The organism is Streptomyces sp. NPDC034085 (genome assembly GCF_055575555.1).
On record NZ_JBVISL010000012.1, the window covers coordinates 15645 to 38826 of the forward strand.

At 69.6% G+C, this 23182-nt stretch carries 19 protein-coding genes and 1 pseudogene; 12 read left to right on the top strand and 8 right to left on the bottom strand.

The genetic code is table 11. From position 1 onward, the window contains the following. Positions 1-70 precede the first annotated feature (70 nt). Entirely contained in the window at positions 71-1888 is a 1818-nt protein-coding gene (locus ACZ501_RS30265) for a helix-turn-helix domain-containing protein (protein WP_468799697.1), read from the top strand. Here ACZ501_RS30265 and ACZ501_RS30270 read toward each other — a convergent pair. From ACZ501_RS30270 to ACZ501_RS30290, 5 genes and pseudogenes are all read right to left on the bottom strand, one after another. Continuing rightward, positions 1866-3473 carry a trehalose-6-phosphate synthase gene (locus tag ACZ501_RS30270; protein WP_468799699.1) on the bottom strand — a complete coding sequence of 536 codons (1608 nt, stop codon included), beginning with the start codon at positions 3471-3473 and terminating at the stop codon, positions 1866-1868. The two genes, ACZ501_RS30265 and ACZ501_RS30270, sit on opposite strands and share 23 nt — an antisense overlap. A 79-nt stretch (positions 3474-3552) precedes the next feature. After that, positions 3553-4035: pseudogene (locus ACZ501_RS30275) on the bottom strand (HAD family hydrolase); the annotation flags it as partial. Positions 4036-4077: 42 nt separating this feature from the next. After that, entirely contained in the window at positions 4078-4500 is a 423-nt protein-coding gene (locus ACZ501_RS30280; RefSeq protein WP_468799701.1) for a hypothetical protein, read from the bottom strand. A 626-nt stretch (positions 4501-5126) separates the two neighbouring features. After that, positions 5127-8456, bottom strand: coding sequence for an RHS repeat domain-containing protein (locus ACZ501_RS30285; protein WP_468799703.1), 3330 nt, complete (start codon positions 8454-8456; stop codon positions 5127-5129). Between the two features lie 1123 nt (positions 8457-9579). Continuing rightward, positions 9580-9798, bottom strand: coding sequence for a hypothetical protein (locus ACZ501_RS30290; protein ID WP_468799705.1), 219 nt, complete (start codon positions 9796-9798; stop codon positions 9580-9582). Between ACZ501_RS30290 and ACZ501_RS30295 the strand changes: the two genes are divergently transcribed. The 6 genes from ACZ501_RS30295 to ACZ501_RS30320 all read left to right on the top strand — a co-directional run bounded on the left by ACZ501_RS30295 (position 9755) and on the right by ACZ501_RS30320 (position 14543). Further along, positions 9755-10387, top strand: coding sequence for a UDP binding domain-containing protein (locus ACZ501_RS30295; protein ID WP_468799707.1), 633 nt, complete (start codon positions 9755-9757; stop codon positions 10385-10387). The two genes, ACZ501_RS30290 and ACZ501_RS30295, sit on opposite strands and share 44 nt — an antisense overlap. 70 nt (positions 10388-10457) lie before the next feature. Continuing rightward, positions 10458-10904 carry a GNAT family N-acetyltransferase gene (locus tag ACZ501_RS30300; protein WP_468799709.1) on the top strand — a complete coding sequence of 149 codons (447 nt, stop codon included), beginning with the start codon at positions 10458-10460 and terminating at the stop codon, positions 10902-10904. Between the two features lie 833 nt (positions 10905-11737). Then, entirely contained in the window at positions 11738-12289 is a 552-nt protein-coding gene (locus tag ACZ501_RS30305; RefSeq protein ID WP_468799711.1) for a hypothetical protein, read from the top strand. A 393-nt stretch (positions 12290-12682) separates the two neighbouring features. Continuing rightward, the gene (locus tag ACZ501_RS30310) at positions 12683-13471 is read left to right on the top strand and encodes an NAD-dependent epimerase/dehydratase family protein (protein WP_468799713.1); all 789 of its coding nucleotides are present in this window, start codon (positions 12683-12685) and stop codon (positions 13469-13471) included. Between the two features lie 352 nt (positions 13472-13823). Then, complete coding sequence (locus ACZ501_RS30315; RefSeq protein ID WP_468799715.1) at positions 13824-14255, top strand: hypothetical protein; 432 nt, start codon at positions 13824-13826, stop codon at positions 14253-14255. A gap of 81 nt (positions 14256-14336) precedes the next feature. Next, positions 14337-14543, top strand: coding sequence for a DUF6207 family protein (locus ACZ501_RS30320; RefSeq protein ID WP_361610233.1), 207 nt, complete (start codon positions 14337-14339; stop codon positions 14541-14543). A gap of 898 nt (positions 14544-15441) precedes the next feature. Here the strand turns inward: ACZ501_RS30320 and ACZ501_RS30325 are convergent. Next, a complete protein-coding gene (locus tag ACZ501_RS30325) occupies positions 15442-16314 on the bottom strand; it encodes a hypothetical protein (RefSeq protein ID WP_468799717.1) in 873 nt (290 codons plus the stop codon). 233 nt (positions 16315-16547) lie between these two features. On the opposite strand from ACZ501_RS30325, the gene ACZ501_RS30330 reads away from it, so the two are divergent. Further along, on the top strand, positions 16548-16784 hold the full coding sequence (locus ACZ501_RS30330) for a hypothetical protein (protein ID WP_361610236.1): 237 nt from the start codon (positions 16548-16550) through the stop codon (positions 16782-16784). A 62-nt stretch (positions 16785-16846) separates the two neighbouring features. After that, positions 16847-17110 carry a Ku protein gene (locus tag ACZ501_RS30335; protein ID WP_468799719.1) on the top strand — a complete coding sequence of 88 codons (264 nt, stop codon included), beginning with the start codon at positions 16847-16849 and terminating at the stop codon, positions 17108-17110. Positions 17111-17412: 302 nt separating this feature from the next. Here the strand turns inward: ACZ501_RS30335 and ACZ501_RS30340 are convergent, their stop codons facing one another. Next, positions 17413-17892 carry a hypothetical protein gene (locus ACZ501_RS30340; protein WP_468799721.1) on the bottom strand — a complete coding sequence of 160 codons (480 nt, stop codon included), beginning with the start codon at positions 17890-17892 and terminating at the stop codon, positions 17413-17415. A 1167-nt stretch (positions 17893-19059) separates the two neighbouring features. Between ACZ501_RS30340 and ACZ501_RS30345 the strand changes: the two genes are divergently transcribed. Continuing rightward, positions 19060-19503 carry a hypothetical protein gene (locus ACZ501_RS30345; protein ID WP_361610238.1) on the top strand — a complete coding sequence of 148 codons (444 nt, stop codon included), beginning with the start codon at positions 19060-19062 and terminating at the stop codon, positions 19501-19503. A gap of 115 nt (positions 19504-19618) precedes the next feature. Further along, entirely contained in the window at positions 19619-19759 is a 141-nt protein-coding gene (locus ACZ501_RS30350; protein ID WP_361610239.1) for a hypothetical protein, read from the top strand. Between the two features lie 77 nt (positions 19760-19836). Here the strand turns inward: ACZ501_RS30350 and gcvH are convergent, their stop codons facing one another. Further along, positions 19837-20226 (bottom strand): glycine cleavage system protein GcvH, encoded by a 390-nt coding sequence (gene gcvH, locus ACZ501_RS30355; protein WP_361610241.1) that lies wholly within the window; start codon positions 20224-20226, stop codon positions 19837-19839. 579 nt (positions 20227-20805) lie between these two features. On the opposite strand from gcvH, the gene ACZ501_RS30360 reads away from it, so the two are divergent. Further along, on the top strand, positions 20806-21789 hold the full coding sequence (locus tag ACZ501_RS30360; protein WP_361607617.1) for a phosphotransferase family protein: 984 nt from the start codon (positions 20806-20808) through the stop codon (positions 21787-21789). Positions 21790-23182 lie beyond the last annotated feature (1393 nt).

Below are 23182 nucleotides of genomic sequence, written 5' to 3' on the forward strand. Positions count from 1 at the left end.
GTTGTCCGTTCGTGCAGCTCAGGCGCCGAGGAGCAGCGGACAACGCGGACAACCGACGGGGAGTGCCGCTGTGGTGAAGGCCGGCCGGCCGCAGGGCGGCCCCAAGGGGCCGACGGAAGAGGCCAACGAGCTCGCGCTGTTCGTGCGGGAGCTGACCGGCCACCTCACCGTCCGGGAGCTCGCGGAGCGGTACAAGATCAGCAAGAGCAGCTGGGGCGAGTACCGTTCCGGGACCAAGACGATCCACCTCCACCTGCTCAAGCGCCTGCTGCAGGACCTGGTGCGCGATGAGCGCACCCGCATCGCGAAGTGGGAGCTGGCCCAACGTCTCCACGACCGGGCGACCACGGCACAGCAGCCTCGACCCCCCGGCGGGCCGGGAACCGTCGACGACGGTGTGAGCGCGGAGCAGGCGACGGCTCAGGCCGACGAAACGCTGCAGGACGCGGAGCGGCTGGTCCACCTCCTCCTCGGGATCATCGCCGGCCTCCAGATGCAGCTGCCCACGGCGCACGGCACGCCCTCGCTCGCCGAAGGAGTGGGGACGGCTTCCGCCCGGGACCGGGCGGCCTCGGACTTGCGCGAAGCACACCACCGGCTGGATCAGGTGCGCCTGGTCCAAGACGCCGTGCGCCATGTGCGTGACGAAGCCGCCGCCGCCACCGCGCATGCGGCGGATGCCGCACCCCCGGGCGGCGAGGCCGGCCTGCCCGGCCACGACGCACTGCTTCCCGTGCCCTACGTGGCTTCGCGCAAGGCCGCGGCCATCCTGGTCGTCTCCCGTTCCACGCTGGTGGAGCACTACGCGGCGGCGCGGATACTGAGCGCCCGGGCCGCTGGTCTGGACACGGGCGAGCCGACCGCTCCCGCTGTCCGCCACCTCCGCGACACCCCCGCCCTGACCGTCGCACCCTCCGGCTCGACCACCCACGCCCCGCCCTCCGACCGCTCGCGCCGGCGGCGCCTGGTCGTCATGACGACCGCGGCCGCAGCCCTCGGCGCCGCCCTCTCGGCGCTGGTCGCCGTCGCCCTCGTGGGAAGCGGCGCCCAGCCTCCATGGGAACAGGCGAACCGCCCCGCGACCGCCCCGGCCGCGTCTGCACCGCCCCCCGCACGTCCAGGATCTCCCCCGCCCACGCCCAGCCCGGCGCTGACCGACCCGGCCTCGACCCCGAGCTCGGCCGGACCGGGAAAGACCGCTGCTGTGACGTCCGTCCCGGAGGACTACGTGGGCACGTGGCAGGGCGAGTTCACCCGCCCCGGAGACAGAGCGCCCACCCTGCGCAGGATCGAGATCCGCAAGGGCGCCGTGGGCGCGGAAACCGCGGACATCCTCACGTCGTCCGCCACCTCCCTCTGCCAGTCGAAGGGAACCCTCACCTCGGCCGGAGCACTTCTCGTCCTCTCGACCAGTCCGACCTCGGGAATCCCCGCTCACCTCTGCGGAACGACCGGGGACATCACGCTCCGACGTTCCGCAGACGCCGACCTCATATGGAAGTCGGAGGGGACCACCGTCACCCTCCACCGCACCGCGGCCCAGAGCCAGACCGTCCCCGCCCCTTTCCTCGGGACATGGCACGCCCAGGACGGCGACGACCCCACCTCGTCGGTGCGCATGACCATCCACCAGGGAGCACCCGGGCGCGCCCGGGCCGAATTCGTCTGGGACGGCGACGCCCACCACTGCGAAGGCTTCTCCGTACTCGCTTCCATCGGCGACACCCTGACCTTCAGCCCGGAAACGGTCACGGCCTCCGAACCCGCACGCTTCTGCACGCAGACCCCCACCCGCATCGTTTCCCAGCGCCAGGACGGCACCCTGCACGTGGAATGGGCGGACGACGGCGGCTTCTTCCGCGCATTCACCTTCCACCGGGCCGGCTGAGCGGACCCTGTGGCCCGGTCTGGTGAGGACGGCCCTCGTCGGCCGCGCCGATGGCGTCGATGATCGTACGGGCCCACTCCGCAGGGGTCGCCGTGGCGTTCAGGAGGTCGGCGAGGCGGGCGGTGTGCGTCCTGCGTTGTTCCGTGGACATCGCGAGGGCGAGGCGCAGTTTTTCGACGAGGTCGTGCGGGGAGTGGGGGTCGGTGAGGAGGGCGTGGTCCTGGAGGTGGTCGGCGGCGCCGGCGTACCGCGAGAGGATCAGCACGCCGGCGCGTCCCGTGGCCGTCTGGGCGGTGAGGTACTCCTGGGCGGTGAGGTTCATGCCGTCGGCCAGGGAGGTCACCCAGAAAACGTCGGCTGCGAGGTAGTGGTCGCAGACCTCCTCGAAGGGGAGGGTGCGGGGGATGTACTCGACCGGCTCCCAGTCTCGGTTCCGCAGGCGTGCGTTGAGGTCGGCGATGGCTCGCTCGAGTGCGGTGCGGGTGGTGTCGTAGGCGCGGATGCCCTGCTCGGGTGGCGGGCAGACGAGCCGGTAGCGCAGGCGTCCGCGGAGGTCGGGGCGCTGGTCCAGGAGCCGGGCCAGGGCGTGGATCTTGTGTACGGGGGCTTTGGCGTAGTCGAGGCGTTCCACGGACAGGATGAGGGTGGTGTCCGACCGGGGTGGGGCGGGGCGGGTGCGGGCGAGGGCGGCGACGGCGTGGCGGTCGATGCCCAAGGGGTGGATCCCGATGCGGGGTGTGCGGGGGGCGCCGGCCAGCAGGGTGCGGAAGTTGTGGGCGAACGCGGCGGTGTGGAAGCCGGCCCAGTCCAGTTGTGCGAGGGAGGCGCTTAATTGCCCGGCTGCGGGAAGGGTGTGGAAGGTCCGCCGGTCGGGGGAGGGGGTGTGGTGGAAGAGGCCGACGGCCAGGTCGGGCCGGTGGCTCTTGAGCAGGGCGGGGACGAGCCAGAGGTTGTAGTCGTGCAGCCACACCGTCGCGCCGTGTGCGGCGTGGGCGCTGATGTGCTGTGCGAAGGCGGCGTTGACGGCTTCGTAGTCCGCCCAGTGGGCCGGGTCGTGGTGGATGAGGTGGGGTTGGGCGGTCAGGGCGGGCCAGAGGGTTTCCTTGCAGGCCCGGTGGAAGTAGCCGGCCCATTGGGTGGCCGGCAGGGGAAGCAGGGCCAGTGGCAGGCTGGTGGGGATGGTGGCCGCGGTGGAAGCGTCCTCGGTCGTGGCGGCGGCCCATACGGCGTCCAGCTCCGGGTCGGTGTCGGCCCCCAGGGCGGACATCAGGGTGGGGAGGATTCCGTTGGGGCTTGCCGGCTGCTGCCAGCGTCCCTGGTGGTGCTGCCACGGCGGACGGTGGTAGCCGATGACCACCCGCCTGGGGCGCTGTACCCAGCCGAGCCCTTCCAGGGCGTGCAGGATGGCGGCGGCTCCCTCGAGCGGGGGGTGCTGGACCAGCCGGCCGGTGGCCACGTGCGCGAGCAGTGCGGGTTCCGCGTCGCCCATGACGACGCCGTGCGTGCCGAGGCGGAAGAGTGAGAGGTCGTTGAGCGAGTCCCCGGCTACCAGGACGTGTTCGTTCGGCCAGTGGAGGCTGCGCATGAGTGCCCGTAGGGCCGGCCCCTTGCCTGCCCGCGGGGGGGAGGACGTCGAAGTACCGGTCCGCGGAGTAGGTCCAGCGGCATCCCAGTGCCTGCACGGCCGTCGTGATCTCCTGCGACAGGTCCTCCGGGGCGAGGTAGTAGGAGCATCGGCCCTGCTGTACCACGCCGTCCTGGTGGACGAGTCGCGGGAACCGGTCCATCGCTGCCCGAACGCGCCGGCGTCCCGGCCATCCGGTGCGCAGTGTCTTCTCGAGCGCCTGGCAGTGGCTCATGTCGGCCGTGTCGATGACGCTCGCCCCGACGTCGGCGATGATCCAGCGCGGCCATGCAACCAGGGGGTCCTCGGACAGGAGGGTGCGCACGGAGGCGAGGCTGCGCCCGGTGGCATGGACCACGGTGATGTGGGGATGCCGGTCCAGCGCGTGTGCCAGTCGGCGGCGGCTGTCCTCGTCGCCTGCCAGGAGGGTTCCGTCGAGATCGGTGACCAGCACTCTGTCACCGGGGGCGGTGCGGAGCGGCTGCCGCCGAGCGTGTGGGCGTGCCGTGGCCGTACGTCCCATGGCTGATCCTTCCTACGGCCCGGAGGTGGAGGGTGCCGGGGCTCACCAGGCAGGGTCGTGGGTCACCGGGTCGATCACCGCGCCGTCACACGGGGCGGGACGGGAGGGGGCGGCGGGGGCGGGGCCGCTGGGCTGGATGCCCAGGGTGCGCTGGACGGCCCGCAGGGCCCGGCCGAGCCTCGCCGCGTGCACGTCGTCACCGGCCAGCAGGCGATCGACGGTCTCGCGGGGGATGTCGGCAGCGCAGCCGAGGAGTTCGTCGAGGAGACGGGAGGGGACCGTCTCGCCGTGCGGAGCGAGCAGCGGCATGATGGGCCCGCCGTGCGGGATGCTGAAGTCGAAGGAGACTCCCCCGTCGCCGGTGTCCCGGTCGGCGTTCCGCATGCCCGAGGGCTCCTGCGTCAGTGCGACGTGGATGTGGGTGTATCCGTGGCGGGCCCGTATGTGTTCGCTCTTCGATGACACGGCGGTACCCATTTCGTGAGCGGGCAGCCTCTCCACTCTCGCCTCCGGCCGGGCCGCGGGCATCTCGGACGCTGCCGTTGGAGTGACCCCAGTGACCCCTCCCGGTGGAGTGCCCCCTCCTGCGGTTCCGTCGATCCGGTGGGTGTGGTCGTGGTCCGTGGTGGGCGCAGGGCGAGGAGTGACGCGTAGGAGCACGATCCGAAGAGCGCCCCCCCATGCCCCAGATCGTTTCCCCGCAGGGCAGCCTCACTGAGGAGACGCCGAGGCCGTTCCGCCGGAAGCGGGGGCCCGACGCTTGGGCTCGACGTCTCCCACAGCACGAAGCCCCGACGGGCTGGTCGTGCCGAGCCCGCCGGGGCTTTCACTCGTCTATCGGACCGAAGCGTCCTGCCCTCCGGGTAAGGGGCGGGCCCAGACGGAGGCCGCAAGGCATGTCATGAGGCGGTGGGGGAGAAGACCCCGTTGTGCGTGCCTGAGGGGACCGGCTGCGCCGTCATGTGGTTCGAGGGCGCAGCCGGCTACAGGAGAGGCTGCTCAGGTGAGGAAGCGGTCGATCATGATGAGGAGCAGTCCGATCACTCCGAGCACGAGGCCGATCCAGAGGATGATGGTGACGGGGTTTCGTTTCATGAGCTGCAGTCGTCAATCGCGTTGAGGCCGGCTCCGACAAGGCCTATGCCTCCGCCGATAGCCGCGATGGATGCGGGCGTGGAGAGTCCTCCGCTGCCGATCGCACCGGCGACACCTGCTCCGAAGCTGATGCCTCCGCCTAGGACCGACAGCCCTCCGCCAACACAGGCCAGGACGGATGTGCCCATCGGGTCGATGTTGTTGATCGGGTCGTCGGCTGCGTAGGCGTAGCGGTTGCCCTGGGCGGGGTTGGCGAGGAAGGTGAGGGAGTCCTGGGTGGTGAAGCGGCCGGTGGTGGGGTCGTACCAGCGCTGGCCGTACTTGAGGTAGCCGGTGGTGCGGTCGTGGGTGCCGCCGACGAAGCGGTAGGGGTTCTCGGTGGCGGCGGTGCCGGACTTGACGGTCTGAGCGGCGCCGTAGGGGTCGTATTCGTAGACGCCGGACTGGACGGTGGACTGGTTGATGAACTGCACCGGGTTTCCGAGGCCGTCGATGATGTAGTAGGCCTCGTAGCCGTTGGTGGTGCGCAGGGCCAGGGGCTGGCCGGTGGTGGGGTCGTGTTCGATGTAGGCGGTGCCGGCGGCGAGCTTGACCTGCTCGATGACGGGCATGCCGTACTGGTCGGTGCGGCCGTGGACGTAGTCGACGGTTTCGCCCTTGTCGGTGCTCTGGTGGACCAGTTCGTCGGCGTCGGTTCCGGCGTACGTGTAGGTGCCGGTGCCGTTCGCGGTCTTGGCGGTGGCCATGCGGCCCGCGGCGTCGTAGGTGATCGCGGACAGGGCCGGGGTGGTGGTGAGGTTGCCCTGGCCGTCGTAGGCGTAGCCGGTGGTGGTGATCTGGTTGGCGGCGTCGTAGGCGAGGCTCTGGGTGGTGGTGCCGTCCGCGGAGGTCTTGCGGTTGCCGCGCGCGTCGTAGGTGTAGGTGTACGTTTTGCCACCCCCTGAGGTCGCGACCTTCGTCAGCCGGTTGGCCGTGTCGTAGCTGTAGCTCGTCGTCTTGCCCGTCAGGTTGTCTTTACTCCACTGGAGCAGGCTCCGGTCGTCGGCCTTGTTGGTGGAGCAGGTGCCGGGGGTGCCGACGGCGCGGCAGTAGGTGGTGTCGAACTGCCGGGTGGGGGTGTCGGCCGGGCCCTGGTCGGCCCAGACACGGCTGATGCGGCCGGAGGTGTCGTAGTCCTGGTGGACGCGGGCCTTGAAGAGGGTCAGCGAGTCGTTGGTGCCGTAGTACGTGTCGGTGCGGCGGCCCCGGTCGTCGTAGGTGAAGCCGATCTTCGTGGAGGTGGTGGGGGCGTTGGTGGTGACCTGGGTGAGCTTGTCGGCGTCGTCGTAGGTGTAGGTGGTGGTGCCGCGGGCGTCGGTCAGGGAGGTCTGGTTGCCGTTCTTGTCGTAGCGGTAGGCGATGGTGCCGCCGCCGGAGGTCGCGGAGCGTGAGGTGAGGCGGCCCTGGTCGTCGTAGCCGAAGGTCGTGGTGCCCGAGGCGTCCGTGCGGGTGCCGACGCGGCCGAAGGCGTCGTAGGTGTAGGTGACGTCCGGTGTGGTGTCGGAGTAGTCGACCTTGCCGATCCGGTCGCCGTCGTCGTAGGTGTACGTGGTGGTGGTGCCGCGGCCGTCCTTGGCGGTGGCCAGGCGGCCGAAGGTGTCGTAGGTGTACGACTTGGTTTTCAGCGTGCCGCCGGCCGGGTCGACGGAGGTGGCCTGGTGGGTGGTGCTGTCGTAGTTGTAGGTGGTGCTGGTGGTGTTGCCGGGGTCGGTGGAGGTCTTCACCGTGCCGTCGGTGTTGTAGTCGACCTTGGCGGCGGAGGCGTTCGCGTCGGTCGTCTGGGTGAGGTTGCCGGCACCGTTGTAGGTGTAGGTCGACTTGTTGGACTGGGGGTCCGTCGTCTCGGAGGGCAGGTACTTCGACGCTGCCGCCGTGTTGCCGTAGGCGGCGGAGAACGAGGCCCCGGCCGGAGACTCGGACTTCGTGAGGGACTCGCCGGTGTTGGCGCCGAAGGTGTTGGTCGTCGTTCCGGCGCCGGCGCCGCTTCCGTCGGTGGCGGTGGCGGTGTCGAAGTTCGCCGTGTACGTCTTGGAGCGCTCGCGGCCCTCCGCGTCGGTGGCCTTCTTGACCCGCCCCGACTTGTCGTCCGTCAGCTCGTACGTGGTGTGGGGAACCGCGGTGATCGGCTGCGACTGGTCGGTGTTCGGCGACGCCACGACGGTCTTGGCCGGGTCCGCGTAGGAGAGGCGGGTGACGGAGTCGCCCGGGGAGCCGGCCGCCTTGTTCTCCTGGGTGATGGAGGTGACGCCGATCGAGCCGTAGGCGAAGCGGGTCACGCCGCCGCCCGGGTTGGTGATCGAGGTCAACATGTGCCCGGAGTAGCCGAACGACGTGGTGCGGCCCAGAGTGTCCTTGATCGAGGCCAGGTCTCCGGCCTCGTTCACCGTGTAGGTGACGGTGCGCTTCTTGCCGTCCGAGCCGGTCTGGGTCAGCGTCGTAACGCGGCCGGAGGCGGAGGCGTAGACGGCGGTCTTCTGCGTCTGGGTGCCGCGGGTGGAGACGATCGTCGTCGGCAGGTCGCCGTTGTAGGCGAGGGTGGTGGCGTTGCCGTCGCGGTCGGTGCTCTTCGTGAGCTTGCCGGCCGCGTCGAAGTCCTGCTTGCCGGAGCCGTCGTTGGCGGTCAGCGTGTAGGTGCCGTCGCCGTTCTTGACGAGCTTCGCCTTGATCCCGCCCGGGGCGGTGAGCCCGGAGGGGGAATTGGTGAACAGCCAGGTGGTGCCGCCGCGGCCGTAGTAGGTGACCGAGCCCTCTTCGTGCACCGCGAGCGCGATGTCGTAGGGGGTCAGCTTCCATCCGTAGCCGGCCTTGGCGTTTGCGCCGGTGGCGTCCGTACCGATGGCGGCGCTGTTGTAGGCGACGCCGAGGCCTGTGTCGCCGTTGATGCCCGGCAGGGTGAGGTCGCTCGTGGTGACCAGCAGGTTGCCGGTGCCGACGTCGACCTGGGCGCCCACGTGGTCGCCCGCGGCGAACTTCAAGCGCGTGGCGCCCGGCCGCTCGCCGGCACCGGTCATCGGGCTGACCCGGGTGGACTGGCGGGTCGTGAGCGCGGTGCAGTCCGTGCCCTGGCAAGCCTGGGCCTGCCAGTCGAACTGTGTGCCGATGCGGATCGGGTCCGGCAGCTTCAGCCGTGCCACCTCACCGGCGTTGACCGTCACGGCGGCGCCGTTGACGAGGTCGTTGGCACCGCCGGCCGCGTAGGTACCGGCGAAGAACTTCACCGTGACCTGGCCGGTGCCTGCCGCGGTCTTCGCCGTCAGTACCGGCTGCGTCGACTCCGTCAACGCCACCAGTTGCGATAGCGCTCCTGGCGCGGCCACCGCCGGCGTGATCCCCCACGCGGTGATCGCTGCGGCTACCCCCGCCGCGCTGAACATGTGTGGCCAGCGTCGTTTGACGCCCGAATACGACATGGAACCCCCCATGCGAAGAAGCGCCCGCCCCGCGGCGGGCGTTCCTCATCCTTCAGCCCTCCCTGCGGTGGAATGAAAGGTTCCGGGCTGCCGTCACCCGCTGACATGAAGGTCACCCGGAGTGAAGGCAAGGAATTCATCGGCTGCAGGAGCGTATTGCGAGAAAGTTTGCGGGCTTGTCCCTTGGAGATCAAGGGCCCGCCCGGCTGATGACCTAACAAACTGTTGAAGGTGCAGGCCATATGAAGAAGCCCACACGCATGCATCTCCCCCCAGCGGGCACCTGAGTCCCTTAATCGTCCCTGTGTCGAACGGACTGACCCGCCATGCCCATCTGGCTCGGCGTCGGGGCCGGTGAACTCGGCGCCGTCCGGCTTCGCCATCCTCACCATCTGGACCCTGACCGCGACCTCCTTCGGTCTGCTGTTAGCCCGCCACATCCACCGCGACCCTGTCCCCCCAGCTGTACGCGATCCCTACACCCCGCCCCGCCACACTGCGTCCCTGGAGAAGGAAACGATCACCTGACCACATCCAGCCACGAGGCAGAGGCAGCCGGAGGGATCCCCACCACTGCTTGGCCGCACCACACAGCAGCCCGGTGGGGCTAGCACAGCACTCCGACGACGGATCGTCCGCCGACAGCCTTCCGGAGCACAACCCGCCACGGCCAACCACTGCCGCCTTCCGCCCTGCCCAACTCCTGGAATGCCACGCCGAGCACCGCCGCGCCCGGAGCTTGGTCGCGGCTCCCCCAGCCCGCACGCCGCCGTCATCCACGCCCTGAACGCACGGCACCCCGCCGAGCTGCTGGGCGGCGGCCTGGGGCCGGCAATTTTTGTGCACGACGACACCGTGGTCAGCAGGGTCACTAGCGAGCAGCAGAGCAGTGAAGCGTGAATCCTGCGGTCCAGGAGCTACAGCGAGGTGCTGGCCCGGGTAACGCGGACCGCCACCGGCCCTTGAGACCGATGGCGGTGACGGGGCGCGATGGGGCGGATCAGCAGTTGGTGATGAACCAGACCGGGCCCCAGTCCCCGCTGCTGTCGCTGGAGTACGCCGGAGGGGTGACGTACACCGGTTGGTGGCGCTTGTTCCTCATGACGGCCTGGAGATTGCTCGTCTGGTTGTTGATCCAGGAGCCGCCGCTGTTCCAGCCGTCGGGGATCTCGTAGGTGCCCGGCGGCGACGTCTCGCAGATCGTGGAGATCCTCGGCATCGACCCGCGGATCGGGTCCGGCGGCATGAGGCCCGGCATCGGCTACGGCGGCGGCTGCCTCCCCAAGGACGTCCGCGCCTTCACCACCTCCGCCCGCCAGCTCGGCGCCGAACAGGCCGCCACCCTCCTGCGCGCAGCCGAGAAGATCAACGAGAGCCGCACCGACGTCGCCATGGACCTCATCCGCGCAGCTCTGGGTGACCGCCCCGTCAAGGGGACCCGGGTCACCGTGTGGGGCGCCGCGTTCAAGCCCGGCACCAACGACGTACGTGAGTCCCCGGCCCTCGCCCTCGCCCACGCCCTCCAGCAGGCCGGTGGCAACGTCACCGTTCACGACCCGCAGGCTATGGCCTCCGCCATGACCCGCAACCCGGAGCTGGACTACACCGACGACCTGGTCGCGTCCGTCGAGGGAGCCGACCTCGTCGTTCTGGCCACCGAGTGGCCGGAGTACCGGCAGGCCGACCCCCAGGCTCTCGTGAACCGTCCGGCCGACCCCCTGCTCGTTGACTGCCGCACCACCCTCGACCCCGAGCCTTGGCGCACGGCCGGTTGGACTCTCCACCAGCTCGGACGACCCGGCAAGTAGAACCGGCGGTCCCCGAGGATTAGGCCTGCATCGCATCATCAACGCCCTCGAAAGCCGGAGGTGCCCTGCCATGACCAGTGACGACGTCCTTCTTCGTCGTGCCGACGACTCCGACGCGCGCCCCGCGGCCGATCTGTGGCTGCGTTCCTTCGCCGCCGCGCTGCCGACCGTGCGCTGCGCCCACGACGAAGCCGACGTACGCGACTGGTTCACGCGCGTGCTCGTGCCCCAGTACGAGACCTGGGTGGCGGTCACCGGCAGTCAAGTGGTGGGGCTCATGGTGCTCAAGGGGCAGGAGCTGAAACAGCTCTACCTTGAACCCGCGTGGCGCGGGCGGGGCCTGGGCGAGAAGCGGCAGCCGGACGGACTGGCCTTGTGGACGTTCCAGGTCAACGAATCGGCCCACCGGTTCTACGAGCGACACGGCTTCGTCGCGGTCGAGCGAACCGACGGACTGGGCAACGACGAGCGCGAGCCGGACGTCCGCTACGTCTGGCCTCCCCCACCAACACGCTGACGATGAAGGCGGTCACCCGAACTCCAGGGTGACCGCCTTCATCATCGCGGAGCCGGTCTACGGTGTCGTGATGACAGTTCTGATCGTCGGCGGCAGAGGCTTCCTCGGGACCGAGCTCCGGCAGGCGATGACAGCGGGGCACACGACCGTCGCGACGTACGCAACCAAGCCCGGTCCCGCCTCCCCGACCGCGTGGCGCCACCTTGACCTGCGGCACGCGGACAGCCTGGACGCCATCATGGCCGAGGTGCGCCCGCAGCTCATCTCGCCGAGCGGCGGCTCGGTCCACGCGAAAACAGTGCCGTCGGCGAGCAGCTCCTCGAAGTGCCGGCCGATAGCGCTGGCGGTGTGCCAGACCGCGACGACATCAGCTCCTGGTCGTGGTTCACGCCGGGCTACCTGCGGGATCGGCCGGCTCGGCGGCGCGGGTGAGGAGCGCGACGAGGTCGGCGGTGGCCTCGCGGCGCGATCCGCGCTGACTTCGGCCACCAGCTCGGGGCGGACCACTGTGATGTCGAGGACGTCACGGAACCCCCATGACGCGGTGAACCGGGCCCCCTCCCAGGGGTGCCCGGGCCGGCTGGGGCCAGGTACTCCGGGGCCAGGGTGCCCGTGATCGCGCCGATGATCGCTTCGGTGGTGTCCCGGCGACGGAGCTTGGTCCGCCCCTTGTATGTAGGGTGACAGCGGCTGGTCAGGGGCTATCACAATGTCGTCGACGCCTGACACGTCCGTCCACGACCCCCAGGTAGGGCTGCCACAGGCGACGGAAGGCCGATGCCGCCGCCAGCGTCACCCCTCGGGGCCCGAACAATTCGCGTTGGGAGGCGCCCATGCGCTACATCGACCCGCCCCCGATGGATAACCGGAGGGTGTGGCGGCCGTCGTGGTCCGCGTACCTCGACCTCCGGCTGCTGCGCGAGGACGGTCCCCCGATCGCGGTGGAGATCGACCGTGAGGACATCGGCACCGCCGTGCACAAGCTCCGCGACGAGGCGTTGCGCGGGCGTCCCGCGCTGTGGATCCGATGGCACGGAGCGGCTCGGGCCGAACTCCCGGCCGGCGTCGCCCGCCTGCGTCTGCCGACGCGCGCGACCCGCTCCCCCATCCGGTACTCCCTTGCAGCCGTCGGCGACACGGCAGCGATCACCTGTGGGGAGCCGTTCCCCCGGAGGCCCGAGAGCACGCGCCTGGGACCGGTACAGGCACCGGCCTCCTCTTCGCGTCCGCCGGACGCAGCCGAGACCGTTGCCGGGGTTTTTGCTGTTTTGACCTGCGGGCGGTGGCTGCTGGGACCATCGGTGTCCTCTGCCAGTGAAATTGGACCGCCTGCCATCGAAGCTGGACGGGTTCACGGGGTACGCGTTGACCGGGCACCTGAATGACGGGGCGTAGTCAGATACTGCGGGGATGGGACGGGAAACGACATGTCGAACATGCAGCTCTTGGCCAAAGGAGCGGGGCAGGGCTCCCCGGCCTTCTGGATCATCGCCATCGGTTTGATCGTCATCGTCGGAGTGGCGTTTCTGGTTACCAGGGCACGCAGGAGATAGAACGCGGGGCTCAGGCCGTCCAGCTCAATGGCTGTCCTCTGACGCTGAACCTGGACCGTCTGCCATCGAAGTTGGATCGTCGGCGGCGCTCCCGGAGGTCCCCGTGTCTCACGCAAGAGGTAAGTGGAGTTCCGCGGGTTCCCCACCCGCCTTGCTGAGTGGATCAACGGGAGCGAAGATGCCCGGGTTGTCGAAATAAGGGGAGACACAGTGACTCTGGGAACGGTGGCAGTAACGGGAGCGGCGGGCACCATCGGTTCCATGGCGCGGGAGGCGCTGCGGAGCGCGGCGGAGCGGTTGATCCTGCTCGACCGCGTGCCGCTCCGCCCAGAGGCTGAGAACGAGGACGTGCACACCGTGGACCTGCGGGACGCCGCCGCTGTGGAGTCGGCCCTGACGGGAGCTGACCGGGTGCTCCACCTGGGCGGGATACCCGACGAGGCGCCCCTCCCCGATCTGCTCGAAACCAATGTGCTGGGCACGCACCATGTCCTGGAGGGTGCGCGGCGCGTAGGAATCGAACGGGTGGTGCTGGCCAGCAGCAATCGTGTCACCGGCTTCTACCCTGCCGCGCACCTCACCAGCCCCCAGGAGCCGGTACGCCCCGACGGCCTCTACGGAGTGAGCAAAGCCGCCGTCGAAGCGCTCGGACAGCTGTATGCCGACAAGTTCGGCCTGTCCGTCGTCTGCCTGCGCATCGGCAGCTTCGAGCATCTGCCTACCGAGCCCCGACACCTGGCAACCTGGCTGAGCCCGCGCGACGCCGTCGGCTACCTGCGGGCCGCCCTGGTCGCACCCTCCTCCATCCGCTTCACCACCGCGTACGCCGTCTCCGCCAACAGCCGCCGCTTCTGGGCCCTGCCCGACCCGGCGGAACTGGCCTACACCCCCGTCGACAACGCCGAACACCATGCCGCGGGCATTCCTGCGGCGGACTCCCCGGAAGACCCGGCCGCGCCCCAGGCCGGCCCCTACGCCCTACCGCAATTCACCCTCAAGCACCTTCGGCCATGACGCCCATATCCACCGTCGGGATGCGTGACGGCTGCAGTTCCGCTGCCGGGTTGTAGCGGTCCAACTTCGGTGGCAAACGGTCCAGCTTCAGTGTCAGAGGACAATCGGCGGGGTAAGCGGTGTTCTGGGGAGCCCTGTGACGTCTCGCCGGTGCTGCGGCCGCCGGTGGAGCCGATACTCGCGCAGGCCGCAGAGGCGCTTCCGGGTCCGGGCCCGACCGCGGGATTGATGTCGATGCCCGGCTGACGGGTGAGGTGCAGGGCAGGGAAGGCGCCGCAGGCCTGGCAGGAAGCCGGACGCGCGCGGGCCCCGTTTCGTCACGATCAGGCGGGCTGCGCCGACGGCGTCGCCCGTGAGCTTCGGGAGGGCGCGCGCGCACACCGAGGACGGCATCCCGGACCAGGAGTCCGTATGCCGCCGCACCACCAGCGGGAGCAGGGCCGAGCGGGTTCCCCTCACGCCGGAGCAGAGCGCCGCGATGCTGCGGGACCGGCACCTGAGCTACCTCGACTGCCATGTCCCCCTGCGGGGTGTGGTCGTCTCCCAGACGCAGTGGACGAGCGAGCCCGTGCGCTGGCCCGCTCCCGCGTTCCTGCGGGCTGTCGCGGAGAACATGGCAGCGGCCGGTGCCCCCCTGCTGGGACACGTCGCCATCTCACGGTCAGAGGACCTGAAGGTCTTGCTGAAGCGTCAGCGCACTCCCGCGACGGCGGCCGGCGCACCGCTCGATCCAGGGGTGGCCGAGACGGCGCGAGCCATCCGCCGGTCGCTCAGGCCCCTGTAGGGGGTGTGCTGCGGCACTCGATGGAGTGGACCTGCTGCGCACACAACAACCGGCCCGCCAGCGCGCGCGGGTTCCCCGGGCATGAGCGACGAGAGCGTGATCACGATCGAGATCCGGGGCCCCGAGAAGGCTGCGCTCGAAGCGGCACACCGAATCTCGGCCCTGTTCCTGTCCAGCGGACCGTGCCGGATGCGGCGTACGCCCGGCGAGGACGAGGTACGGGTTTCGGTATACGCGGACGTCCACAGGGCTCCGGGCGAGGGCGGCTATATCGATCCGGAGACGTAAGAGGAAGTCAGGGTAGCCCTGTCGTGAATTTGCCCGTAGCTGCGGCGTTGCGCCCGTGAGGTGGACGATGTTGTGAGGCTAGGCTCTCCCCGCAGCCGTGGAGACCGGCTGGAGGCCTGCGGATCTGCCCGGACAGCCCGCTGATGCGCCCAAGGATGCGATAGCCGTTCTTCATCCCGCACGCTGTCCGCCTGGATCGGTGTCTTCGCACCGTCCCCTTCGTCCGGCTGCGGTCCGGGACGCGCCCGAACGGAACAGTCATGCCCTACAGCCGCGACAAGGCCGCCCTTGCCATGTGCCGAGAGAAGCTCTCGATCCCCGACAACTACCTTCGGCGGATGCGACAGCCCAGTGGCCGGATCTGCCTGGACACCGAACGTCCCGGCCAGCAGCAGCTCCAGGCGCTCCTGTTCGACTGCATGTTCAGCCGTGGCGCGGAGCATCCGTTTGACCTGAGGGGCGGGCGGACCTTCCCCGAGCTTCTGTCGTACCTCGGCTGGGTCGCTCCGCAGCCCGACCGGATGATTCTGCGGGTCAACGTGGCCTCCCGGGTCTCAAGCTACCTCCTGCCCTACGTCCGGACGTTCCCGGACGCGTCCTCCGAGGTCTCCGGGATTCCCGGCCTGCGCCTCGAACGAGTCACTCGCAAACCTCGTCGCCCGCATCGCCGAGGCCGAGCGCGAAGGCTGGCTCGGCGAGGTGGAAGGACTTCGGGTCAGCCTGGCCGGCGCCGAGGACAAACTCGCGCAGATCACGAGGCGCACGGCCCGGGCATTGATCGACCTCCCGGTCCCGAAGTTCCGGAGGGAGCCGTGAGAGGTGACCGTGCCTGCGTCGGCGGGACAGGGCATCGAGACTTCGCTAGGAGGCGTCCCTGGTCCTTCGCCGTGAAGCGCCCTTAGGAGAGCACCCATTGGGGCGAGTGACCGGGGTCGGCCGGGCAGGTGAAGACGTGCAGGTCCCGGTCCCGGCCGAATCGGAGTCGGGTGGGTTGGGCAACGGATTGGCCACCCCGGATCGATGCCTTCCCCCTCAGGGTTGGATCTCGGTCCTCCACAGGCACCCAGCTGTGCGAGCCGGCGTCCATCTCGTAGCCCTCTGCCGTCAGCAGCAGCCGCATGGGGGTTGCGCAGGACGCGCAGTCGACGGCCATCGGGCCCGTCGACGCCCAGCTGGGGTAGCCGCCGACGCGCCAGCCGGGAGGGATCGACAGGTCGTACTGGTAGCTGGGGGCATCGGGGCCGTGTTCCGCTACCTGGGCGTCGTCCCACGCGTCGATTCGCGCGATCAGCGAGGCGGGCAATGGGTCGTCCTCCGCCCAGGGATAGGTGTCCACCTCTTCCGGGTGCAGGACACATGGCTCGGGGAGTTCGTGCTCCGCCCGAAGCAGGGGCACTTCGGGCGGAGCGGTAACGAAGCGTTCCGCGTGCTCGGTCTGCTCGGCCTGTCGCCACCGCAGTCGGTACTGGCGCTCCAGGTATGGGCCGTGGGTGAAGGGGCAGCGGAAGAGCTGCACCAGGTCTGCACCGCCGGGCCCGCAGGCAAGGCCGGGGATGTCACGGCGGAAGAACTGAGCCAGCCCCACGAAAGGCACCGGACCGTCCTGTTCGGCACTCCATGGCTGGCTCGGCGGCCAGACGCCAGCGGCCCGGGAGCTGCGGATCTCCTCCGGTGCGTACCCCTCGGTCTCGCGCTGGTGCGGCTCGTAGCAGAGCGGCCATGGTTCGCCGTCCGGCCACAGCATCGGCCCGCCGACGTGGCTGTCATGCATGCCAGGCCGCCCCGGTCTCGGGTGCAACCGGGTCGTCCGGGCCCGGTAGGGGGCCAGCTCCGGGAACACGGCCTCCACGGACACCGGTCTGGCCGGTGTGGTCCTCGTCATGCGCAGACCGTACGCGGCCGGGCAAGGGCCACGCGAACGGATTGCCGCGAGCCCGGTGCGGCACCCTGACCGACGCCCGAACCTCGGCTGGCGCCCTCACCTCGTAGTTCAGAGAAGCCTGCGTGCGCTGCTCCCTCCTGCGGCCGGATCCAGCCCAGCGCGGGTGGCTGGTGGAGATCCGCAACAACCTGCTCGACCGGATCGTCGAAGCCGAGCGTGAGGGGTGGCTCGGCGAGATCGAGGGCCTCCGTGTCAGCCTCGCCGGCGCCGAATCCAAGATCGGCCAGATCGACTCGGCGGCATCGGGCGGCCCCGTCCTCCTCGGCCTGCCGACGCCGAGAGCGGACCGGCAAGGGTGATCAGGACGCAGGCAGGGAAGAAGCGGAAGGCACGACACCGCAGGTCAAGGTGGTGATCCATCATGGCCAGACCCGTGTGGACCGGGGTCGTCAGCTTCAGGCTCGTCGCCCTGCCGATCGCGCTCTACACCGCGACCGACAGCCACACCATCCGCTTCCACCAGCTCCAGCGCGGCAGCGCCGACCGGATCCGCAACCGCCGCGTCAATGAACGCACCGGCGATCAGTGCCTCATCAGGCGCGGCCCCCACCCCTCCAGCCTGCCACCGCCAGCACGGCCGCCCCAGCGTCGCCGCCGCTGGCGCCCGGACACGCCCTATCGGTGATCGAAGATTATTCGGCCAGAGAGGGATTACGGATTTAGATAACTTGAGGCTACTGTATCGCTCCCTGTATCCCTGGCGCCTACATCAATCCTGTCCCAAGCGGCAAACCTTGACCACGAGAGATCAGTCGAAAATTCACCGTCACGGCCAGTGTCCACTTCTCCGTTTCCGTAATTGTAATCGCCGCCCAAGTTGTGGACTGCCCGGTCCACCTTCACTTTCGCTTCCGGCGTAAACCCCACCCCAAGGACCCTAACGACACGCACTCCCGTTTGTAGCAATTGTATGGACGGACTCATCGTCTAAGGGAGACGGAAATTATAGACAGCCGGATCGATCCCGTGGCCGTCATGCCCTCCGCCTATCGGGCATCTACCCTTATCGTCGAATCCGTCGAAGTAGAGGGCCTGACAGTTCCAGCAGTTGCGCCAGTTGGGCTGGTTCTTGAACGTGTCAACCCAAATATCCGCGTGCACGAGGTGAAAATCATAGGTGAATCCGGAGCCTGAAGAATGGGTGCCGAATTCGGAATATGGGCTAGGGCAGGTGCCTAGATTGGGTGCATAAAAGAGTACTTGGCAATGCCGGCAGTTCTTCCATTCATTCTGATAAGTGGAGGGGAGAAATGACGGCGCCTGATTGTAGGTCAGGGTGAAGTCGGGCCCCGCCACGCCATGGCCTTCTCCGTCGCGTGGGCAGACCCCCCTATTGCCTTCACCATGCCCGTTGTAGTACAGGCTCTGACATTTCCAGCAGTTCCGCCAGCGGTTCTGTGTCGGCATCAGAGGCTCCTTCCTTGCTGCGGCGAATTTCTGATGCGTCCTAAAGTTGCTGGGAAAGGTCCCAGAATCGTGGGACCCACCGGACACACCTCGCGCCGAGGGCTGATCACCGGGTCGTCGGCCCGATCTTGGATGGTCCATTTCGCGCGGGTGGTTTCGACGGGACGTTCGGCATGTAGAACGGGCAGCCCACTGCTCGGTGGCCTGGCTGACATGAACGAGCCACATCTCCGCGACGAGTCTGCAATGTTGACCCCTTCACGGAACCTGCGTCGAGGAGGGAATGCAAAGCCGTTGGCTGGCGGTTATCACGTCTTGCCTGTCGGCGGACGGGGAGTCCCTCTTCCTGTTGGAACGCGCACCGACCCGGGATGCACGTCACCCGGGTGGCGGGCCACACTTTGAAAACCTGAAAGTCCTCGGTTCAACGACCGAACCAGGACCTGCGGCCTCCTGGGCAGTTTTGGGCGTACCTGCTGCGAGTCGCCAGCGGCCCACTCACTGCCTCCCGCTCTAGTTCAGAGAAGTGACCAGACCGAAGAGATCGCTCCGGACCAAATAGCCGCACTCGGACCTCCTGCTCGCACGCCCCTTCCTCCAAGGTCGCACCGGCTGCCTCCCCGGTCGCGAGGTGCGCGGCCATCCGGGCCGACCCGCGCCCCACACGCGTGGCGGAGCGGCTCTGGGCGTCCCGCGCCGGTGCGGCACGCGCGCCGGGGTACTCGAAGCCCCTCGCGAAACCGCGTCGACGGGGGGGCGCCCCCCTGCTGACCTGCTGACAGCGATGGACCAGGTGCTGAAGGAGCTCGGCTCGGTCAAGCGCGCCGTTCGCCGGCTCCTCGCTCAATCAGCTGGTAAGGGCTGACCTGGCTGGCCCCAAGAAGTGGCACGACGGCCCGCGCTGGCTCCCCATCTCCCGCCGCGACGGCGTAGCCGAGAGCGCAGGTGGACGGCATCGACGCAGCTACGGAGCCAGCCCGGTCCGCCGGCGAGTGTGCTCTCCGGCGGCGTCTCCGGAAGTCGCAATCAGGGTCGGAGATGGGCTGAGCCCTGACAGGATCCCCGTCCGCCAGGAGCAGCAGCGGGCCGTCGAGGTCCGTCCCGGGACGCAAAGGAGCCAGCGCCCTTGCGGCCGCGCCCACGGCGCCGTTGCGTCGTTGGACGGGCATGACCACCAGCACGGAGCAGATCGCCGGCGAAACGGCCGCCCTGGATCTGATGCGCGGGTACCTCGCCGCGGACCCGGACGGCATCGCGGCCGCTGCGGCGGCGGGCGCCGTGTACCCGACCAAGGCCGCCTACATGCCCCAGCAGGCCTCGGGACTGCTGACCGAAGCCGTCCTCGCCGACCCCGGCTTCTCCCCGTACCGCCGCGCGGTGATGGGGCCGGCGGGCATCGAGTGGCTGGAGAGCGTGCCCATGGAGACGGCCGTCGCCGAGACGGTCATGGCCCTTGCAGGCGACGGCGCAGCACCGCGCCTCCCTCTAAACGACGCGCAGCTGGCCACCATCTACGCTCTCTCTGCCGTCGCCCGCTGCGTGGCCGCGTACGGCCGGGAGGAGGCCATGCGACACCTGGACCGGCTCCGGTCCGTCGTCGCCAACCCCTGAGTCGGCCATACCGACGGACCGGTGCTGCACGGCCAGCCGCCATCGGAGATCCCGGTCCGACCGTGCCGGTCGGGTCAGCACGCCGTCGACCGCTCGAAGGGGTACACGTACCGGTGTGACCCGACTCCAGTGGCCGCGGATCGTGGCCTGTGCTGCCGACATCGTCACCAGCTACGACGCGGTCGGCGGCTGCACCCTTCGCCAGGCGCGCGGTGGTGGGCCGGCTGTGTGGAGCCCGGACACCGGCGGAGCGTGAACGCAGCATTGCGGGCCGCCGCCCCGGCAAGGGTGGGCTTCAGGGACAGAGTTGCACTCTGCCTTTGAAGCCTGCGGTCATTCGCCGCACAGTGTTCTGTAGCCGGCGGCGTCGAGGAGATCGAGACCGTCGAGTGCGTTCCTGTCGGAGGGCTCCAGTCGGAAGAGCCAGGCGGCGTAGGGTTCCGAGTTGAGCAGGCGAGGGAGGGATTCGAGCTTGGTATTGACCTCGACGACCTCGCCTCCGACCGGCGCGTAGATGTCCGCTGCCCCCTCCGTTGACTCGATGGGAGTGACCGTCTCGCCTGCGGCGACGACCACCCCGGCCGGGGGGAATTCGACGGACACAATGTCGCCGAGAGCGTTCTGGGCGTGGTGGCTGATGCCAACGGTCACGGTGCCGTCAGCCTCCAGACGGACCCACTCGTGGCGCCGGGTGAATCGCAGATCTGCTGGAACTTGAGACATGTCGTCCTCTGTGGGTTGTGATGGTCGCACGGAGCAAGGGCCCTGCGGGCCGCGTTCGCGGCCGTCAACGCTCTGCGAACGGGGCCACTCCCATCCTGTACCTCCACTTCCCCCTAGCGTTGGATCACCGCGCACGGCTCGCCCCGGAACCGGGTTGAACTCGACGACGGTGCGAAAGAGGAACGGCAACGGGACCGGCTCAGGGCGTTCACCGAGGGCTGGACCGATGACCGCCGACCGTTGGCTGACGGCTCCACAACTCGGCCTCCGCGGCAGCGGTCCTCACCAACAGCCCGGACATCACCGACCCCAAGGCCGAGGACTTCGACGAGCTCCTCGCCTCCACTAGCCTGCTGAGTCGGCTCATCACCCACCTGACGCTGTCCCGCGAGCGTCACATCGCGGCGGCCGACGCCACCAGCCCGCACGCCGACCGCCGGGCCATCGGCGTCGCCGCCGCGATGCAGCCCTCGCAGCTCGGTGTCGTGCTGGAGCGCAACGGCCGCCCCCGCAACCGCAAGGCCTGACCAGCAGACTCCCCCGCCCCCTCGAAGTCCTCACAGCCCGGAAGGAAGTCCTGTGGAACTCCACGTCATCGAGCGGACTGCAAACGCCTTTCAGCAGGGCCTGACCGGCCGCCAGATCCAGGCGGTCGCCGAGCGCGCCTTCGGGCCCGGCGCCGAGGTCCGTTCCGCGACGGAGCTGGGCGGCGGCATGTACAACACCACCTACCGCATCGACTTGGCCGGCCGCGCGGAGCCGGTCGTCCTGCGGGTGGCGCCGGAACCGGCCCGCCAGTTCCATTCCGAGCGGGAGCTGATGCGCGCGGAGTACGCGTCGGTGCCGTGGCTCGCGCCGATCGCCGACCTGATGCCGCACGTCCTGGCGGCCGACTTCACCCAGTCCGTGATCGGCCGGGACTGGATGATCCAGTCCTTCCTGCCCGGGACGCCGGCACCGGAGCTGCTCGGCTCCTACCCGAAAGAGACCCACACGGCGTTCTTCCGGCAGATGGGGGAGATCACCGCATCGGTGCACGCGGTCGCCGGGCCCTGGTTCGGCCCGGTGGGCGGCCCCGGCCACGCGCGGTGGAGCGAGGCCGTCGTCGCGTCGTTGCATCTGATCGCCGAGGACGTCGAGAGCTGCGGCCTGGACGCGGCCGACCTGCGCAAGGCCGCCGACGCCGCCCAGGCCGGCGCTCAGCTCCTGGACGAGGTGACGGTGCCGCGGCTGTTGACCGGGGACCTGTGGACGGTGAACACGATGCTCGCGGCCGCCCCCGTCCCGACGATCTGCGGTGTCCTGCATATGGACCGCACCTGGTGGGGGGATCCGGAGGCGGACTGGACGATGCGGATGGCCCGCGCGAAGCAGGACGCCCGCACCGCGTTCTTCGACTCCTACGGCGGCGCGGAGGAGACCGCGAACAGCGTGTGGCGGCGGCGTGTGTACGAGGTGCGCCACCTCGGCGCGCTGCGTCTGGAGCGTCACCGGCTCGGGAACGAGGCCGGCTTCGCGGACTCCCACCGGGCGGTGGCCGAGGAGCTCGGCGCGCTGATCTGACCTCGGGCACACCGAAGGGACGCCACCCATGGACCTGGGTGGCGCCCCTTTCGCTGTGCTCAGGCGGAATGGGGTTCGACCTCGATGCGGATGTCGTCGAAGAGTTGGGCGGCGCGGGCCGCCGTGGTGCGGGCGTCGGGGCTGACGACGATGAGGCTGCCGAGCCGTCCGGCGTTGGTGTGGCGGGACCGACCGGGTCGCCGGGCCGGACACGAAGCCGGACGAGGGGGGTGTCCGGGCCGGGCCGGGGCAGGCCGGTGACGGCGGTGAGGCGGCCGGCGGCCGGGCTGGTGAAGAAGCGAACGGTGGCGTGGTGGCGTCGGGCGGGGATGAGGCGGGCGGGGCGGCCGAGGGCGATGTCCAGAAGGGCGGTCCAGGGGCTGATGCCGAGAGCGTGGTGGAGGAGGTCACCGATGTGGCCGGCGCCGATGCGGGCCGCGGTCTCGACGACGTACGGGCGGCCGGTGGAGGTGACGATGACCTCGGTGTGGGACGCGCCGTTGCGGATGACCCGCGAGCCCGTGGGCTTGCTCTCGCTCATGGCCCTGCCTCCCCTGCCTCGCAGCCGACCCGGTCAGGTCGGCAGCATGGCGTGCCGAACAGACGCGACGGCCGTCCGTGGCCGGCAGGTGTGCAGATGGGACGAGGCAGGGGCTGTGTGCAAACCGGCGGAAGGGTGCGGTGGTGGATTCGGTGGGCCGGCATGGCGTATGCCCGGGCCCTGGAGGCGCGGCCCTGGCCCGCGCGCGGGTGCACCGGCTGGTGGACGAGGCACGGCTGCTGGGACATCCCGTGCCGCCAGCGTTGGAGGAGACCGCGCTGCTGCTGGTGACCGAGCTGGTCACCAACGCGGTACACCACACCCCGGACCGTTGCGCGGTCGATGCTGGGAGGGGGAGGGCATTGACATCGACGTCACGGACCCGAGCCCCGAGCCGCCCCGCGTGACACTCCAGCGCCTACTCAACCGGCGTCGATGCCCTTCCCCCCGTACCCGAGCCCTCGGCGTCGCGGCCGGGACGGCGCGGGTGCACGCGCCGGCGGGGTGTTCAGGGCACCGGTCATCTGGAGCGCCGCGGCCGGGGTCAGGCCGTCGGAGACATCCCCGGAGGACCGGGATGCCGCCGCGTAGGTCGGGCAGGACAACGCTCGTACCGCCCTCGGCATGGCGACGACCGACAGCCCTCCTCGGCCTGAGGCCTGACGCTCCTGGCGCTGAGGCCCCTCTGCTTCCTCCGGGGGTGATGCCCTCCCTGTACTCCGCCCAGGGCGTCGCCCTACTCGTCGTCCGCCCCGCAGCGGGCCTCGATGTGCGCCCGGGACTCGCCGACCAGGTAATTCAGGACCGTAGGGCGGTGTGGAGTTGATCATTATCTGTCACTGAACGAGAATG